The sequence below is a fragment of the Streptomyces sp. Alt3 genome (genome assembly GCF_030719215.1).
Classification (GTDB): domain Bacteria; phylum Actinomycetota; class Actinomycetes; order Streptomycetales; family Streptomycetaceae; genus Streptomyces; species Streptomyces glycanivorans.
The window spans coordinates 4968145-4985598 of record NZ_CP120983.1; the positions used below are offsets into that span (position 1 = coordinate 4968145).

Below are 17454 nucleotides of genomic sequence, written 5' to 3' on the forward strand. Positions count from 1 at the left end.
CCACCGGGCCCGTCCGGCGGACGGCTTCATGACGTCAGGGCGTCACTTCTTCCGGGGCTTGGCGGGCCCGGTGAACTCCTCGTACGCGGCGACGACGTCCTCGGCCGGGCCGTCCATCCGCAGGGTGCCCGCCTCCAGCCAGATCGCCCGGTCGCAGGTCTCGGTGATCGACCGGTTGCTGTGGCTGACCAGGAACACCGTGCCGGCCTCCTCGCGGAGCTCCTTGATGCGGTCCTTGCTGCGTCGCTGGAACTTCGCGTCGCCGGTGGACAGCGCCTCGTCGATCAGCAGGACGTCGTGGCTCTTGGCGGCCGCGATGGAGAAGCGCAGCCGGGCCCCCATGCCGGAGGAGTAGGTCCGCATGGGCAGGGTGATGAAGTCGCCCTTCTCGTTGATGCCGGAGAAGTCGACGATGTCCTGGTAGCGCTCGCGGATCTGCTCGCGCGTCATGCCCATGGCCAGGCCGCCGAGCACGACGTTGCGCTCCCCGGTCAGGTCGCTCATCAGGGCGGCGTTCACGCCGAGCAGCGAGGGCTGGCCCTGGGTGTGGACGCGGCCCTGCGAAGGGGGCAGCAGCCCCGCGATCGCCTTGAGGAGTGTCGACTTCCCGGATCCGTTGGAGCCGATCAGGCCGATGGCCTCGCCCTTGTACGCCGCGAAACTGACGCCCTTCACGGCGTGCACCTTGCGTGCGCCCCGGGGCTGCCCACGCGACACGATCCTGTTCAGGGCGGAGGTGGCGCTGCCCCTTCCGGTGCGCGCGCCGTTCACCGTGTAGGTGATGTGGACGTCGTCGACGACGACGGTGGGTGCCCGGGTGTCGGCGGTGTCAGCCACGTCCGTACCTCTCCTCGGCCTTCCAGAAGTACACGAAACCGCCGATGCCGCAGACGAGCGCCCAGCCCGTCGCGACGGCCCACACGTGCGGGGGCAGCTGCGTGCCGGAGAAGCTGTCGATCAGGGCGTATCGCATCAGGTCGATGTAGACGGCCGCCGGGTTGCACTCCAGGGCCAGCAGGACGAGCCGCGGGACGCGGTCGGCGGAGAGCAGGGTGTCCAGGCTCCACATGACGCCGGACGCGTACATCCAGGTGCGCAGGATGAAGGGGGTCAGCTGGGCGATGTCGGGGGTCTTGGCCGCCAGCCGGGCCATGACCATCGAGAGGCCGGTGTTGAACAGGGCCTGGAGCGTGAGCGCGGGAATCGCCAGCAGCCAGGAGGGCCGCGGGTACTGGCCGAACACCAGCAGGATCAGGGTCAGCGCGCCCAAGGAGAACAGCAGTTGCTGGAGCTGCTGGATGGCCAGGGCGATCGGCAGGGACGCCCGGGGGAAGTGCAGGGCACGGACCAGTCCGGTGTTGCCGCTGATGGCCCGGGTGCCTGCGGTGATCGAGCTGGCGGTGAAGGTCCAGATGAAGACGCCGGTGACGAGGAAGGGCACGTAGTCGGGGACTCCGTGCTTGGTGTTCATCAGGACGCCGAAGATGAAGTAGTAGACCGTCGCGTTGAGCAGCGGGGTCATGATCTGCCAGATCTGGCCGAGCTTCGCCTGGCTGTACTGCGCGGTCAGCTTCGCCGTGGCGAAGGCCGTGATGAAGTGCCTGCGCCCCCAGAGCTGGCGGACGTAGGCGCCGAGCGTCGGCCGTGCCCCGCTGACGGTCAGGCCGTGCCGGGCCGCGAGCGCGGCCAGCTCGCCGGGTTCGTACACGGGGAGGAGGGCGGGTGATGCGGTGTCCACCGGGGCCGGCGGGGCTGCTGTCTGGCTCACCACGATCGCTTTCGACAGGGGGGCGGGGGTGTCGGTGCGCATAGATCCGGGTCGATGGGACGGAACCGTATCGTCGCAACGCTGACAGTAGGACGTTTGTACGTCGCAACGCAACCGTTTCGTCGTTACGGTCTATCATTCGGGCCATGACCACCGAACGGCGAACCGGGCGCCGCACCCCGGCAGGTGCCGCGGTGCTGCGCGAGGACGTCACCGACGCGATCCGCGGCGCCGTCTTCGAGGAGCTGGCCGCCGTGGGATTCGCACGGATGTCGATCGAGGGCATCGCCCGGCGCGCGGGGGTGGGCAAGACCGCCGTCTACCGCCGCTGGAAGTCCAAGCTCCATCTCGTCCTGGACCTGGTCGCGGCGGTCGCCGCGCAGGGCATGCCCGCGCCCGCGACGGGTTCGCTCCACGGGGACGTGCGCGCCGTCCTGGAACTGGCCGCGTACGCGCTCCGCCACCCCGTGGCCTCGCAGGTGATCCCCGACCTGCTGGTCGAGGCGGCCCGCAACCCGGAGATCTCCGACGCCATCAAGGCCGCCCTGCTCGACCAGCAGCAGGGGGTGGCCGCCGTGGTCGTACGGGCCGCGGTGGCGCGGGGCGAACTGCCCGAGGGCAGCGACCCCGACAGGGCGCTGGACCTGATCGTCGGACCGCTGTACTGGCGCCTGGCCGTGGTCAGGGGCGAGCTGCCCGAGGGATACCTCGACGACCTCGCGGCCTCGGCGGTCCGGGCGCTCAAGGCCTGACGCCGGGGCGCTCAAGGCCTGACGCCCGGACGCTCACGGCCCGTCGCCCTACGCGGAGCCGGGGCTCCCGAGCAGCCTGTCCACCACGCGGCGGGCCGCGCCGCCGTCGGCAGGACCGCGGTGGTCCCGCCGGAAGCTCTCGTACGCCTCCGCGTGCAGAGCCGCCGACGCCGGAGTCGTCCGCAGGGCCTGGGCCACCTCCTGGGTGGTCACGAGCAGCGGCCCGGGGGCCCGGGTCTCGAAGTCCAGACAGAAGCCGCGCACCGTGTCCCGGTAGTGCTCCAGGTCGTAGGTGTGGAAGAGCATCGGGCGGCCCGTGTGCGCGAAGCCGAACACCAGGCCCGAGTAGTCGGTGAGCAGCACGTCGGCGATCAGCAGGAGCTCGGTGGCGTCCGGGTGCGCGGACACGTCGCGCAGGGCGGGGTGGACGGGCACGCTGCCCGTCACCCGCGGGTGCCTGCGGACCAGCACGGTGGTGCGCCGGTCCAGCGAGCGGGTCAGCGCGGGCAGGTCGAGCGCGGGGTCCCAGCGGTACAGCGGCGCCGAGCCGAGGGGGACGTCGCCCGGCGCGTGCGCGAGGTGGTCGCGGTACGTCGGTGCGTACAGCACCACCCGGTGGCCGTCCGGGACGCCCAGCTGCAGGCGTACCCGTTCGGCCGTCTTGTCCCTGCCGGGGGCGAACAGCAGGTCGTCGGCCGGTGAACCCGCTTCCAGCACCTCACCGCGGTAGGCCAGGGCGCGGCGGAGGTGCGGGGTGGCGAAGTCGCCGGGGGAGACCAGGACCGACCACTGGGCGGAGCGGTGGGCCAGCGTGGCGAGGTCCTGGTGGTCGGCGTACAGGGAGCCGGTGAGGTCCAGGCCGAACCTGCCGAGCGGGGAGCCGTGCCAGATCTGCACGACCGTCTGGTCCGGGCGGCGCTCGAACCACGCGGGCAGATGGCCGGACACGACGATCCTTCGGGACCGCGCCAGCGCCTCGTACCAGGCGCTGCTGTGCGCCACGACGGGGACGGCGGTGGGCGGGACGGCGGACGCGGTGCCCGCGGACCCGTCGGTGACCCAGAGCAGCTCGGCGTCCGTGCTCCGGCGCGCGAGCTCGGTGTGCACGGCGCGCACGGGACCGTCCCCGATGTGGAGCACGACGTCCCGGAGCGGAAGCCGGCGCTGCGCGGGGAGGTGCGCCGTCCGCAGACGGCCCTGGTGGTACGCGCTCCGCTCCGCTTCGCCGAGCGGAGAGGGGCAGTGCACGGTCAGCCGGTCGCCGTGACGTCGGCCGAGGTGGAATCCGGACCCGGAGGCGCCCAGCGGCAGACGGGCGGCGAGCGCCGTCCCCACCCGCACGGGCCTGCCGCCCAGGAACACCTCCCAGTCGCCCTCACGGGGCGGCCGGGCGAGCACGGCGGCGAAGCGCTGCTCCCGCCTCTCGGCGGGCTCCTGCGGCTCGACGGACTTCTGCCGCGAGACGGGGACGGGCACCGTCCAGCCGAGGGTGCCGTGCCGCAGTTCGAGTGTGCCGGTCCCGGCCCCGTGGATGCGGAGCCCGCCGTCGGCGGTGGGCCCGGCACGGTCCACGTACGGGTCGCCGGTCAGGTCCACCACCAGGTTGCCCTCGGCGTCGGCGAAGGCGGGGGGCGGCAGGTCCGGCGCCGCGGCGAGCGGCACCCGGACACCGTCGGTCAGCAGCGCCGCCCGCCACCGGCCCTGCCCGGGCGCGGAACCGGCCGCGAGCGCGTCGAGCGGGAGCCGCACGCCGAAACCGCTGCCGTCCCGGTCCATGCCGTCGCCACCTCCGGACCGCACCGGGCAGACGACGTCCTCGGCCCCCTCGCGGGCCAGTACCAGGGCGGTCGGCCGGGCGGCGTCCCCGTGCAGCCGCCCGGTCAACTCCAGCATGCCCCGCCCGCGGTCGTGGCCGGTGGCCGTCGCGGGCAGCCGGGTCACGGTCAGCTCCAGCCGGCCGTCCCGGTAACCGAGTGCCGCGCGCAGCCCCCCGCCCAGGTCCCGCACCAGGGGCTGGGCCGAGGCCGCCTCCACCGCACGCAGGGCGGCCCGCCGTACGACACCGTGGCCGGCGACGACCACCCCCACCAGCCAGCGGCCCGGCCCCAGCCGTCCCGGGTCGAGGACCATCTCGAAGCCCGCGTGGTCGTAACGGTGCAGCTCCTGGCCGGAGTCGGTGGTGGCCCGGTCGGTCCGGACCGTGCGAACGGGGACGGGCCGCATCCGCCCGCCCACCGCCTCCCGCACCAGGGCGCCCTTCAGCGACTGCCGGGCCGACTCTGCCGGGAGATTGCGGATGTACGCGTATCCGCGCAGCCGCAGTGTGCCGTCGTCGGCCCACGACGGGTCCACCAGCCGTGCCACGGCCGGGAGATCGCCCTTGCCCAGGCGCGCCGAGACACTCCTGCCGTCCGCCACCCCGGGGTGCACGGCCCGCCGCCGGCCCGGGGGGCCCGCCACGGCGAACGTGCCCGTACCGTTGGCCCGTTCGAACTCCAGCACGGCCAGCAGTTCGTGGACCCTGCGCTCCCGCACCAGTCGCCAGCGGATGCGCGCCTCGGCCGGCAGCCCGGCCAGGGCCGCGTCACCCGCCCGGTCGAGGAACGCGCCCGCGTCCGTCATGAAGGCGGAACGGTAGGCGGGGCCGCCCATCGGCAGACCCTCCAGGAAGTACACGAAGTCGTCGCGCAGGCACGAGGCGTCGTAGCGCAGCCGCTGCCCGGCGCCGCGGTCCGAGAGGAAGGCGCTGACCTGCTCGCAGGCGGCGATCCGGTCCCGTACGCCCCGCACGTCCGTGCGCCGCCGGGTGATCGAGCCCTCCCTGATCCGCCAGTGGTAGACGTGCTCGTGCAGCACGTCCACCGACCCGGCGAGGTAGTGCGCGGGGATCATCACCGGGGTGTCCTCGTAGAGCTTGCCCACCGGGAAGGAGAAGGCGTGCCGGTCCCAGAAGGAGCGCCGGAACACCTTGTTCCACGCGACGCGGTCCGCGAGCAGCCGGGCGTCGCGGGTGATGTGGGTGCGGAGGCGGTCGCCGGTCAGCCAACGGTACTGCCAGGCCTGTTGCAGTCCCTGCCCGGTGAGCCGCCACACGTTGCCCGTCACCAGGTCGGAGCCCGTCGACTCCAGCGACGCCAGCATCCGTTCGTACGCGTCGTGGACGAGTACGTCGTCGCTGTCGGCGAACGCCAGGTACGGGACACCGGGGGTGGTGCGGGCGACGCCCGTGTTCCGTGCGGCGCTCAGGCCCGCGTTGGGCTGGTGGACGCAGCGGAAGCGGTCGTCCCGTGCGGCGAACTCCTCGGCGATCCGGCGGCTCCCGTCGGTCGAACCGTCGTCGACCATCACCACCTCGATGGCATCGAGGGACTGCCCGGCCAGCGAGTCGAGGCACTCCGCCAGGTAGTCCTCGACGTTGTGCACGGGGACGACGACGCTGAGGAGTGGCTTCATGTACGGATCAACCCGGAGGAGCGCCCCGGGTCACGCGGCTGACCCGATCGGGTGAAGATCGCTAGGGCGGGCGGTGGGGGCCCCGTTACGCTCGGCTGCCATGCTCCTCAGTGTCGTCGTGCCCGCCCACCGTGTTCAGGGGTACCTGAGGGCGGCCCTGGAGTCCGTGACCGGGCAGGCACCGGCCGGGGACGGCCGGGCGGACCCGGAGCTGATCGCCGTCTGCACGCCGGACGGTCCACTGGAGCTCGCCGTCGCACGGGAGGCCGCCGAGCGCGACCCCCGGGTGCGCGTGCTGGTCCTGGACGGTCCCTGGGACACGGGCGTGGCGAGGAACGCCGGTGCGGCGGCGGCGCGTGGGACCTATCTGCTCTTCCTGGACGGGGACGACCTGCTCCTTCCCGGAGCGGTGGCGGAGATCTCCGCACGGCTCTCGGCGGACCGGCCGGACGCGGACCGGCCCGACGAGGACCGGCCCGCGGACCGGCCGGACGGGCGCCGGCCGCACGACCCCTCCGGCGCCCGCCGGCCGCACGACCCGCCCGACGTGCTGCGCCTGGGCCACGACCGGGTCGACTGGTGGGGCACGGTCCGGCCGGGCGACACCACCCTCCCGGCCGCCCGCAACCAGCTCTTCCGCCGCGCCTTCTGGGAGGCCCACCGGCTCCGCTTCACCGAGGGCCCGTACGACGACGTCGTGCCGGTACACCGTGCGGCCCTCCTCGCGTCCGACGCCGGCACCCTCGCCGAGCTCGACCGGATCTGCGTACGCCACGGACTGCGCCGCACCGGAACGCCGGCCACGACGCCGGGCCGCGCGCACTTCGCCGTCATCCGCGCCTACGAGCGGCTCGCCGTCGAGACCGGAGGCGACCCGCGGATCCGGGCCGCGCGCGTCGCGCACCTGACGGCCGTGCTCGACGACCCGGGCCGCATCGCCCCGGGCGACCGCGCCGCCTTCTTCCGGGCGGCGGAGCTCCCCGGCCGCCACCTCTCGCACCGGGTCCGGGCAGCGGTCCGCGCCGGGCGTGCACGGGCGCGAGCCCTCGCGCGCGCGGGCCGGAGGTCGCTGCGCGCCCGCGTGCTGAGAATCCTCTACCGCGCCGACCTGCGCCGTCCGCTGGACCCCCGCCTCGCCGTGTACGGGGCCTACTGGAACAGGGGCGTCGCCTGCAATCCGGCCGCCGTCTACACCAAGGCCCGCGAACTGGTCCCGCACATCCGGGGTGTCTGGGCCGTCTCCTCCCGCCACCGCGACCGGATGCCGCCCGGGGTGCCGTACGTCATCGAGGGCTCCCGCGCCTACTGGCGTGCCATGGCCACCGCGACGTACCTCGTCAACAACTCCAGCTTTCCCGGCGGCTTCACCAAACGGGCCGGCCAGACCTATCTGCAGACCCACCACGGGACCCCGCTGAAGACCATGGGCCTGGACCAGCTCCCCTACCCCGCCCTCACCGGTGGTGTCAGCTTCGAGCGGATCGTCGACCACGCCGACCAGTGGGACTTCAGCCTCTCCGCCAACCCGCACAGCACCGAGGTCTGGGACCGGGTCTACCCCTCCTCCTACGAGCAACTGCCGTACGGCTACCCGCGCAACGACGTCCTGTGCACGGCCTCCCCCGAGCTGACCGGCAAGATCCGGGCGGAACTCGGCATCGCGCCCGGATCGACCGTCCTGCTGTACGCGCCCACCCACCGTGACTACCGCAGGGGATTCGTCCCCCGGCTCGGCCTGGAACGCCTCAGCCGTGAACTCGGCCCCGGATTCACGCTGCTGGTGCGCGCCCACTACTTCTACGGGCGTCCGGCCGGGACGGAGGCGGGGGGCCGGGTCGTCGACGTCACCGCGCACCCCGTTGTCGAGGAACTCTTCCTGGCCGCCGACGGGCTGATCACCGACTACTCGTCCCTGATGTTCGACTACGCCTGCCTGGACCGCCCGATCATCGCCTACGTCCCCGACTGGGAGGCCTACCGCGCAGCTCGCGGTACGTACGTCGACCTGCTGTCCGGCCGCCCCGGCGACACCCCCGGGGCGGTCGCCACCACCGAGGACGAGCTCGTCGGCGTACTGCGCGGCGGTGCCTGGAGATCCCCGGAGGCCGACGCCCTGCGCGCCGCGTTCCGCGACCGCTTCTGCCCGTACGACGACGGGCACGCGGCGGAGCGCGTGGTGCGGCGGATCTTCCCGGTGGAGCCGGACTGAGCGAGGGCGTCACCCGTACGGGGCGACCCCTCCGCACCCCGCCGTCGTTGTGCTCGACAGCGCGCGCATCAGGCAACGTTGGGAGAAGCTCATGCACCGGTCGGCCTACGAGCAGATGCAGCTCTGCATCGAGGAGTATCTGCCCAAGGACCGCAGGCACCGCGTCGTGGACCTCGGCTCGCGGATCTCCGGGAAGCAGACCCGCACCCACCGCGGGCTGCTGGCCGGCCATGACGTCGACTACTTCGGCGTCGACGTCCTCGACGGCCCCAACGTGGACGCGGTCATGACCCGCCCCTACCGGATCCCCGTGAAGTCACGGAGCGCCGATGTGGTGCTGTCCGGCCAGGCGTTCGAGCACATCCCCTTCTTCTGGGTGTCGATGATGGAGATCGCCCGCGTGCTCAGGCCGGGCGGCCACGCCTTCATCACCGCGCCCTCGCGCGGGCACGCCCACGACGCGCAGGACTGCTGGCGCTACTACCCCGACGGCTTCCGCGCCATGGCCGCCCACTCGCGGCTCGAACTCCGCGAGGCCTACACGGACTTCCCGCCGGCCAGAGGGATCTGGCACGACTACGCCTCCATCGACTCCGGGGCCGCCTACTGGGGCGACTCGGTGGGTGTCTTCCGCAGGCCGCGGCCCGACCGGCGGCCGGTGACCCGGCTGAAGAACACGCTGGTCGACCTCGCCGTACGGGAGACGGCGGTCTGGTGGGCCGACCGGGCCGGGGGAGTGGACCGGATCCCGCTGCCGCGTCCGCTGGACGGACGGGAGCGGTGCGGACGCCCGGACAGCCGTACGGTCCCATCAACTACAGGTTGACGAAAGATGACATGAGCCGCAAAGCGCGCGTACTGTCCGGCCCCATGGCTTGGCGCAACGCCGTCAACGGCGTCCTTCAGCAACTCACCGGATACCAGCTCAGGCGTGCGACCGTGCCCGCTCCCCGGTCCGCCCCGGCGGCCACCCAGGCCCCGCCCGTGGTGAAGCCCGTCGTGGCGAAGCCGGCCGCGGTGAAGAAGCCGGCCCTGCCCGCGGACTACGACGACGAGGCGAAGGACATCATCCGTGCGGTGAAGCCGTACACGATGACCTCCCCGGAGCGGCTCAACGCCTTCGTCCTCGCGACCCGGCACATCGTCAGGCACAGGATCCCGGGAGACATCGTCGAGTGCGGTGTCTGGCGCGGGGGTTCCATGCAGGCCTGCGCGAAGACGCTCCTGTCGCTCGGCGAGACGGAACGGGACCTCTACCTCTTCGACACGTACGAGGGCATGACCCCGCCCACCGCGGAGGACCTGCGGCGGGACGGCAGGCCGGCCCGGGAACTGCTGGACGCGCAGGGCAAGGACCGGCCGATCTGGGCCGTGGCCTCCCTGGAGGACGTGCAGGCCGGGTTCGAGCAGGTCCCGTACCCGAAGGACCGCGTCCACTACGTGCAGGGCAAGGTCGAGGACACCGTCCCGGAGCGTGCGCCGGAGCAGATCTCCATCCTCCGGCTGGACACCGACTGGTACGCGTCGACCAAGCACGAGCTGCGGCACCTGTACGGCCGTCTGGTGAGCGGCGGTGTGCTGCTGATCGACGACTACGGCTACTGGCAGGGTTCGCGCCAGGCCGTGGACGAGTTCCTGGAGGAGACCGGCGAGCAACTCCTGCTGCTGCGCATGGACGAGGGCCGCATCGCCGTCAAACCCTGAGCGGGCGGTGCCCCGTCGCGAGCCCCGTGCCTCCCCGGCACGGGGCTCGTTCCACTAGAGGAAGTATGTTCGTCCGTCCGGAAGGATCGTGCGCAGCGTCATGGCACCCCGTCTCACCGTCGTCGTCCCGCTCTACAACGTCGAGGAGTACCTCGGAGCCTGCCTGGAGTCGCTCGCCGGACAGACCATGGCCGACCTGGAGGTCGTCATGGTCGACGACGGCTCGACGGACGGAAGTGCCGATGTGGCACTGGAGTTCTCCCGGCGCGACCCGCGCTTCCGGCTGATCCGGCAGAAGAACGAAGGGCTCGGGGCGGCACGCAACGCGGGGGCCGGGCAGGCGCATCCGGACGCCGTGTTCCTGACGTTCGTGGACAGCGACGACATCGTGCCGCCGGGCGCCTTCGCCAGGATGGTCGGCGAACTCGACGCCTCCGGCTCGGACTTCGCGACGGGCAACGTCCTGAGGCTCCGGGCGAACGGACTGCTCGAACAGTCCCCGATGTTCCGCAGGCCGATGGAGAGGGCCCGCCGGGCCACCCACGTCACCCGGGACTGGATCCTGCTGGGCGACCGCATCGCGTGCAACAAGGTCTTCCGCAGGTCCTTCTGGGACCAGCACGCCTTCGCCTTCCCGACGGGTGTCCTGTACGAGGACATCGCGGTGGTCCTGCCGGCCCACTTCCTGGCGCGGAGCGTCGACGTCGTGGAGGAGCCGGTCTACCACTGGCGGGACCGCGACGGCTCGATCACCACCCGGCGCGCGGTGGCCCGGGGCATCCGCGACCGGGTCACGGCGGTGTCCACGGTGAGCCGTTTCCTCGCGGACCGGGACATGGGCGACGCGAAGCGGCGTTACGACGAGCACGCGCTCTCGGGAGACCTCTGGCTGTTCATCGAGGCGCTCCCGGAGGGCGACGAGGACTTCCACGAGGCCTTCCTCACGCACGCCAACGCCTTCGCCGACACGGTCGACCCCGCCGTCCTCGACGGACTGCCCCTGCACCTGCGGGTCAAGTGGCAGCTGATCCGGGAGCGCAGGACGGCGGAGCTGCTCGCGCTCCTGGCCCATGAGTCCACGGACCGCGACACCTTTCACGTCCGGGGGTGGCTGCGGCCGCGGGCCGGGTATCCGGGCGTCGTCGCACCCCTGCCGGGCAAGGTCACCGCGCTGTCCGCCGAGGACCTCCCCGTGCACGCGCACCTCACCGAGGCGGTGTGGCGGGACGGGCTGCTGCACCTCAAGGGGTACGCGTACGTCCGCAACGCCCCGGGAGGGCCGGTGGGGGCGGGCTGGCTGAGGTCGGGCCGCCGGCTGGTCCCGCTCCGGCTGCACAGGACGGTGACCGACGAAGCGGCGGCCGGATCGGGCCGTTCGCTGCACGGTTACGAACGCTCCGGTTTCGAGACGGTCCTCGACCCGCGCCGGCTCGTCACCCGGGCGACCGCGCGGGGCACCCGCACCCTGTGGAAGCTGGAATCCGTCGTCGTCGGCGCCGGACGGCCGCGCCGTGGACCGATGCGGCTGCTCGGCAATCCGGCCGCGCCCGCGGTGCGGTACGTCGACGAGCGCACCCGGGTCGTCCCGCTGCTCTCCGGGAACAAGCTGGAGCTGCGCGCCGAGCGGGTCGACGCCGTGCTCGCCGGCCACGGGCCGACGGACGCCGGTGACGGGATCAGGATCGCGGTGCGGCTGATGTGCGGGGAGGCGCCGACGGTCCTGTGTCTCCAGGAGTGGCGTACGAAGGAGATCCGCGAGTTCCCCCTGGCGGCGGACGAGGGCTCGGACGGCCGCACCGTCGTCGCCGAGGTGCCGCTGATGACGTTCCGGGGCTCCGACGGTGACTGGGGCGTCCAGCTCACCGGCGGGACGCGCCGGCTGCCGGTCGCCGCCCGCCCGGAGACCGACGCCGCGCGCTACCCGCTGCCCGGCGGCCGTGAGGTCTATGCCGCCGCGAATCCCTCCGGGGACCTGGTGCTCACCGACCGGGACGTGCGGCCCGTCATCACTGTCACGTCCTGGGCCGATGGCACGGGTCTGGTCCTCGAAGGGACCTTCCCCGCGGTGCGTTACCACACCGACGAGCTGGTCCTGCGGCACAGCGGACACCAGGAGGAGCACACCTTCGCCGTGGAGCGCACGGGCGCAGGGTTCCGTGTGGTGCTGTCCCCCGGGTCCGTCGACGGCCCCGGAGGTGTGCTGCCGCTCGCCGAAGGCCGGTGGTACCCCTTCCTCCGGCAAGTGGGCGAGACCGACCCGGAGCGCTATTTCCCGCTGCGCGTGGTGCACCAGTTGCACGCCGGGCTGCCGCTGTGGCGGGAGGAGGGAGGACGCCGCTTCACCCTGGAGCGGCGCTTCCACGACCGGCTCTCCCTGCGGTCCGGCAGTGCCCTGGCACCGGCGGAGCGGGGCGCGTACGGGCAGCGGCTGCTGCGCGAGCGCTGGGCGGGCGCGCGCGGGGAGGAGCTGCGCGACGCCGTGCTGTACTCCAGCTTCGACGGGCGGCAGTACTCCGACTCGCCCCGCGCCGTCCACGAGGAGCTGGCCCGGCGCGGCACCGGCGTCGAACACCTCTGGGTGGTCCGGGACCAGCAGGCCGTCGTCCCCGCCGGGGTGCGCGCCGTGGCCCTGCACAGCGCCGAGTGGCACGAGGCCCTGGCCCGGAGCCGGTGGATCGTCACCAACACCCAGCTGCCCGAGTGGTTCGAACGTGCGGACGGTCAGTTCGTCGTCCAGACCTGGCACGGCACCCCGCTGAAGCGCATCGGCCGCGACCTGGCCGGAACCGCCTTCGCGGACACCGCGTACATGGAGTCCATGCCGCGGCGGGCCGCCCAGTGGAGCGTGCTCGTGTCGCCGAACAGCTTCTCCACACCGATCCTGCGCCGCGCTTTCGGTCACACGGGCGAGGTGCTCGAATGCGGCTACCCGCGCAACGACCTGCTGTACGCCCCCGACCGGGCGAAGACGGCCGACGCGGTCCGGCGGTCGCTCGCCGTGCCCGACGGCAAGCGGGTCGTCCTGTACGCCCCGACCTGGCGCGAGGACCGGCCCAAGCACGGCGGCCGCTACGGGCTCGACCTCCAACTGGACCTGCGACAGGCGCGGAAGGCGCTCGGCGAGGACCACGTCCTGCTGGTGCGCCGCCACTACCTGGTCGGTGGGAGTGTCCCGGAGAGCGACTTCGTCCGTGACGTGTCGCGCCACCCCGACGTCGCCGAGCTGATGCTGATCAGCGATGTGCTGGTCACGGACTACTCGTCCCTGATGTTCGACTTCGCCCAGACGGGCCTGCCCATGCTGTTCCACACCTACGACCTGGAGCACTACCGCGACACCCTGCGCGGTTTCTGCTTCGACTTCGAGAACCGGGCGCCCGGCCCGCTGATCACCGACTCGGCGGCGGTGGTCGAGGCACTGCGCGACCCGGACGCCGCGACCGCGGGCCACCGTGAGGCGTACGCCCGCTTCCGTGAGGCCTTCTGCGACTTCGACGACGGGACCGCCGCCGCACGGGTCGTGGACCTGATGCTGAAGGGGGCCCAGGCATGAGCACGCCCGACTTCAGCTGTGTGATCACCGCCGGTGAGGGCGGGGAGGAGGCACTGGCCGCCTCCCTCGAATCCGTGCTGGAACAGAGCATGCGCGCCGTCGAGGCCGTCGTCGTGCTGCCCTCCGGGGCCCCTGCCGCGCTGCGCGCGGCGGCCGGGACACAGGCCGGACGCTTCCCGGACCGGGTCCGGGTGCTCGACCCCGGCACGGACCGCGCCGCCTCGCTGCGCAACACCGGTCTGGACGCGGCGCGCGGCACCTACGTACTCGTGCTCGATGCCGGTGAACGCCTCCAGCGGCACGCCTGCCGCAACCTCTGGGAGGCCGGGACGCGTACCCGTGCCGATCTCGTCGCCGGGCGCTGGAGCCGTCTCACCGGGGACGGGACGAAGGAACGCGAACCCTCCTGGCAGCAACCGCTGTTCGCACGCTCCCGCACCGTCGCCCGGTTCACCGAAGCCCCCGAACTGGCCGTGCGCGACGCTCTGCTGACCGGATTCTGCGTACGCCGCGCGGCACTGGAACGCCATGCCCTTCGCTACGACGAGGACCTCACCCACAGCGCGGTCCTGTTCGGTCCCCTGGTGGCGGCCGTGGTCGGCCGGATCGCACTCGTACGCCGTCGGATCGTCTCGGGGCGGGCCGCGCCCGACGCCGGCCGGGATCTCGCCGGGCTCGTCGAGGCGCACCGGCGTGTGTGCCATGTGCTGGTGGCCCAGGGACTGGCGGGACTGCGCGAGGAGCGGGACCGGGCCTTCCTGCTGGACCACCTCGTGCCGCTCGTGCGGACCTTCCCCGAACGGCCCGCCGCCGCCCGCGAACGCATTGCGGCGACGGCGGCCCGGGTGCTGCCCGACGTCGTCCCCGAACCGGTCCTGCTGACCCTGCCGCCCGTCGAGCGCGTCGGCGTCCGGCTGCTGGAGCGGGGCGACGCGGACGGGGTGCTCACGGCGGCGTACGCGCTGCGGCGCAGGGGTGCCGTGGCAGCGCCCCTCTCGCTGAAGGACGACGGCCGGGTGTACTGGCACGGCGGCCCCGACCCCGTGCTGGACGTCACCGGACTCGGCCACCAGTACCGGCCGTTCGGCGAGCTGCGGCTGATGAACCGGGTCACCCGCTACGAGGCGCACGGCAGCCGGGTCCTGCTCGCGGGCCGGCTCGTCCTGCCCTCCCACACCGGGCCCGACCCGGACGGCCCCCTCACCGCCCGTCTCGAGTTCCGCGTACGCGACGGCTCCCGCACCTTCCGCGCCTCGGTCGACTCGCTGCGGCCCGACGCGACCGGGATCAGCTGGTCCACCGGCCTCGACGTGACGCGCCTGCTTCGCCCCTTCGGCCCGCGCGACACGGTGTGGGACGCGCGGATGGTGGTGGAGGACGGCCGGACCAGCTCGGTGAGCGACCTCTTCGCGCCGCACGACCTCGTCGGGCCCGGGGACCGTTCCCCCGCCCGGCCGCGGCTGGGCAGGACGACCGGGGACACCTGGCAGCCCTACATCACTCTCCGGGACCATCTGGCACTCAGGCTCGAAGCCCGGCACCGCCCCGCCCGCACGGCCCGGCGGCTGGTCCACTACGCCACCCACTTCCGCCCCGCACGCCGGCTGAGGCTGGCGCTGCGCGCCCTGGGCAGACGCCGGGACCGGTTGCACGCGAGGGGCTTCAAGACCGCGGTGTACCGCTCCTGGCTGCTGCGACTGCCCGCGCGCAAGGGGTCGGTGGTCTTCGAGAGCCACATGGGCACCTGCTACGGCGACAGTCCCCGCGCCGTCCACGAGGAGGTACGCGCCCGAGGGCTCCGGCTGCGCCCCGTCTGGGCGTACGCCGATTCCACGGAGGGCTTCCCCACGGACGCCCGGCTCGTGCGCCGCTGGTCCTGGCGCTATCTGTGGGCCCTCGCCAGGGCGGAGTACTGGGTCGACAACCAGGGGTTCCCGCAGAACCTCGACAAGCCCTCCGGCACGACCTACCTCCAGACCTGGCACGGGTCGGCGTACAAGCGCATGGGTTTCGACGAGACCCGGGTGCGCCTGCAGAACACCCCTCAGCGCGAACGGCTCCAGCAGGCCGTGCAACGCTTCGACCACTTCCTCGTACGCTCCGAGCACGACGAGCGCACACTGGCCCGTGCCTACCGGCTGCCCGAGCGGACGCTGCTGCGCACCGGGTACCCCCGCAACGACGTCCTGCTCGCCGCACGCGCGCGGGACGAGGCCGAGGGGCGGCTGCCCCGGCCGGCGCTCGCGGCCGAGCTCGGCCTGCCCGACCACCGCAAGGTCGTGCTGTACGCGCCGACCTTCCGGGGCGGGCCGGGCAGGCGCAAGCGACAGCGGCTCCTGCTGGACGCGGCGCGATTCGCGGAACGCTTCGGCGACAGGTACACGCTGCTGGTGCGGGCGCACTACCTGGAGGCGGCGAGTCTCCCGGCGTGCCCGCCGGGGACGGTCGTGGACGTCTCGCGTCACCACGACGTCAGCGAACTCCTCGCGCTCACCGACGTCCTGGTCACGGACTACTCGTCGATCATGTTCGACTACGCCCTCCTGGACCGCCCGATCGTCCTCTTCGCCCCCGATCTCGACGCCTACGCCGCGGAGCGGGGCAGCTACTTCGACCTGCGGGAGAAGGCGCCGGGACCCGTGACGGCGACCGAGGAGGAGCTGTTCGCCGTGCTGGAGCGGCTGAAGACCGCCGACACCGGGTTCCAGGAGCGACGCGCCGCGTTCGCCGAGGAGTTCGGCGCCTACGACCGGGGGGACGCGGCCCGCGCGGTGGTCGACACCGTGTTCGCCCGGCACGTCACCCCTTCCCGCACCGTCCCTACCGGGGAGGCCGGCCGATGAGCGGCAGCCGTGACATCTTCATCGTGTCCAACAGCACCGACGAGCTCGGCGGGGTGACGGGCTGGATGCACCGGACCGCCCAGTTGTTCCAGGAGTCGGGCCACCGGGTGCACACCGTCGGCGTCCACGCCGCCGAGCGGAAGATGGCCCTGCCCGATCCGCCCGGTTACCCCGTGACCGCTCTCCACCCGGCGCACCCTGCGACCCCCTGGGCGCCCAAGGGGCTGCGGGACCGCTTCCGTATCCCCGCCCGGCGGGCCGAGGCCCGCCGCGTCGTACGTAAACGGCGTGCCGTCGACCAGCTCTCGGAGATCTTCCGGGGGGCCCGGCCCGGTGGGGTGGTGATCGTCAGCCAGGTCTGGGCGATGGAATGGGTCGGAGAGGCGGACACCGGAGGGCTCCGGGTCATCGGGATGAGCCACGAGTCCTACGACTACTCCCGTGCGAGCCACCGCTACCGCTGGATCAGGAACCACTATCCGTCGCTCGACCACTGGCTCGTCCTGACGGCGGAGGACGCCGACAAGTGGGCGGGCGACGGGATGAACAACGTCGGTTTCATGCCCAACGCCCTGGCCGGGCTGCCCGAGGTGCCGTCCCCGCGCCGCGAGAAGTCCGTGGCGAGCATCGGCCGGCTCAGCGACCAGAAGGGCATCGACATGCTCCTGGACGCCTGGGCACTCGTGGCTCCGCAGCGTCCCGACTGGCGACTGGACGTGTACGGCACCGGGGAGGACGAGACGCAGCTCAGAACGCAGTGCACCGCCCTGGGCCTCGACACCTCCGTCGACTGGCGGGGGCGCACGGACGACGTCCCCGGAGCGCTGGCGGAGTCCTCCGTCTTCGTCCAGTCCTCACGCGGCGAGGGCTTCCCGCTCGCGCTGCTGGAAGCCATGGCCAGCGGCGTTCCGTGTGCGGCGTTCGACTGCGCGCCGGGCGTACGGGAGATCATCCGCGACGGCGAGGACGGGCTGCTCGCGCCCGCCGGTGACATCGGGGCCCTCGCCGACCGGCTGCTCCGGCTCACCGGCAACCCCCGGATGCGGGACGCGATGGGCGACCGGGCGCGGACCAACGTCCAGCGGTTCTCCGAGGCGGAGACCATGGGCCGCTGGGAAGAGCTGTTCGCCCTCCTGGAGCGCTGACCGGGCAGACGCCGCCCTCGGCCGGGC

The 17454-nt window shown here is 72.9% G+C and carries 10 protein-coding genes; 7 read left to right on the forward strand and 3 right to left on the reverse strand.

Translation table 11 applies throughout. The annotated features are described in order from the left end of the window. Window positions 1-42: 42 nt before the first annotated feature. Window positions 43-837 carry an ABC transporter ATP-binding protein gene (locus tag P8A20_RS21950; RefSeq protein WP_147963700.1) on the reverse strand — a complete coding sequence of 265 codons (795 nt, stop codon included), beginning with the start codon at window positions 835-837 and terminating at the stop codon, window positions 43-45. Then, complete coding sequence (locus P8A20_RS21955; protein WP_371606392.1) at window positions 830-1810, reverse strand: ABC transporter permease; 981 nt, start codon at window positions 1808-1810, stop codon at window positions 830-832. The genes P8A20_RS21950 and P8A20_RS21955 overlap by 8 nt, the downstream gene beginning before the upstream one ends. Before the next feature lie 104 nt (window positions 1811-1914). Here P8A20_RS21955 and P8A20_RS21960 point away from each other — a divergent pair, with 104 nt between their 5' ends. Continuing rightward, complete coding sequence (locus tag P8A20_RS21960; RefSeq protein ID WP_187282413.1) at window positions 1915-2520, forward strand: TetR/AcrR family transcriptional regulator; 606 nt, start codon at window positions 1915-1917, stop codon at window positions 2518-2520. A gap of 48 nt (window positions 2521-2568) precedes the next feature. On the opposite strand, the gene P8A20_RS21965 is transcribed toward P8A20_RS21960, so the two are convergent. Continuing rightward, on the reverse strand, window positions 2569-5973 hold the full coding sequence (locus tag P8A20_RS21965; protein WP_306104086.1) for a bifunctional glycosyltransferase/CDP-glycerol:glycerophosphate glycerophosphotransferase: 3405 nt from the start codon (window positions 5971-5973) through the stop codon (window positions 2569-2571). 100 nt (window positions 5974-6073) lie between these two features. On the opposite strand from P8A20_RS21965, the gene P8A20_RS21970 reads away from it, so the two are divergent. The 6 genes from P8A20_RS21970 to P8A20_RS21995 all read left to right on the forward strand — a co-directional run bounded on the left by P8A20_RS21970 (window position 6074) and on the right by P8A20_RS21995 (window position 17427). Continuing rightward, the gene (locus P8A20_RS21970) at window positions 6074-8182 is read left to right on the forward strand and encodes a CDP-glycerol glycerophosphotransferase family protein (protein ID WP_306104087.1); all 2109 of its coding nucleotides are present in this window, start codon (window positions 6074-6076) and stop codon (window positions 8180-8182) included. Between the two features lie 91 nt (window positions 8183-8273). Continuing rightward, on the forward strand, window positions 8274-9008 hold the full coding sequence (locus P8A20_RS21975; protein WP_147963696.1) for a methyltransferase domain-containing protein: 735 nt from the start codon (window positions 8274-8276) through the stop codon (window positions 9006-9008). An 11-nt stretch (window positions 9009-9019) separates the two neighbouring features. Beyond that, complete coding sequence (locus P8A20_RS21980) at window positions 9020-9886, forward strand: TylF/MycF/NovP-related O-methyltransferase (protein WP_306104088.1); 867 nt, start codon at window positions 9020-9022, stop codon at window positions 9884-9886. Between the two features lie 100 nt (window positions 9887-9986). Then, the gene (locus P8A20_RS21985) at window positions 9987-13439 is read left to right on the forward strand and encodes a bifunctional glycosyltransferase/CDP-glycerol:glycerophosphate glycerophosphotransferase (protein ID WP_306104089.1); all 3453 of its coding nucleotides are present in this window, start codon (window positions 9987-9989) and stop codon (window positions 13437-13439) included. Next, window positions 13436-16282: a bifunctional glycosyltransferase/CDP-glycerol:glycerophosphate glycerophosphotransferase gene (locus P8A20_RS21990; protein WP_147963695.1), complete on the forward strand. Its 2847-nt coding sequence runs from the start codon at window positions 13436-13438 to the stop codon at window positions 16280-16282. Before P8A20_RS21985 ends, P8A20_RS21990 begins: the two co-directional genes overlap by 4 nt. Continuing rightward, complete coding sequence (locus P8A20_RS21995) at window positions 16279-17427, forward strand: glycosyltransferase (RefSeq protein WP_147963694.1); 1149 nt, start codon at window positions 16279-16281, stop codon at window positions 17425-17427. The genes P8A20_RS21990 and P8A20_RS21995 overlap by 4 nt, the downstream gene beginning before the upstream one ends. The last annotated feature ends 27 nt before the right edge of the window (window positions 17428-17454 follow it).

What these genes read in the sequence shown, in the direction of transcription:
- P8A20_RS21955 (WP_371606392.1), bottom strand. Translation starts at nt 1,810, where the DNA reads ATGCGCACCGACACCCCCGCCCCCCTGTCGAAAGCGATCGTGGTGAGC.
- P8A20_RS21960 (WP_187282413.1), top strand. Translation starts at nt 1,915, where the DNA reads ATGACCACCGAACGGCGAACCGGGCGCCGCACCCCGGCAGGTGCCGCG.
- P8A20_RS21965 (WP_306104086.1), bottom strand. Translation starts at nt 5,973, where the DNA reads ATGAAGCCACTCCTCAGCGTCGTCGTCCCCGTGCACAACGTCGAGGAC.
- P8A20_RS21970 (WP_306104087.1), top strand. Translation starts at nt 6,074, where the DNA reads ATGCTCCTCAGTGTCGTCGTGCCCGCCCACCGTGTTCAGGGGTACCTG.
- P8A20_RS21975 (WP_147963696.1), top strand. Translation starts at nt 8,274, where the DNA reads ATGCACCGGTCGGCCTACGAGCAGATGCAGCTCTGCATCGAGGAGTAT.
- P8A20_RS21980 (WP_306104088.1), top strand. Translation starts at nt 9,020, where the DNA reads ATGAGCCGCAAAGCGCGCGTACTGTCCGGCCCCATGGCTTGGCGCAAC.
- P8A20_RS21985 (WP_306104089.1), top strand. Translation starts at nt 9,987, where the DNA reads ATGGCACCCCGTCTCACCGTCGTCGTCCCGCTCTACAACGTCGAGGAG.
- P8A20_RS21990 (WP_147963695.1), top strand. Translation starts at nt 13,436, where the DNA reads ATGAGCACGCCCGACTTCAGCTGTGTGATCACCGCCGGTGAGGGCGGG.
- P8A20_RS21995 (WP_147963694.1), top strand. Translation starts at nt 16,279, where the DNA reads ATGAGCGGCAGCCGTGACATCTTCATCGTGTCCAACAGCACCGACGAG.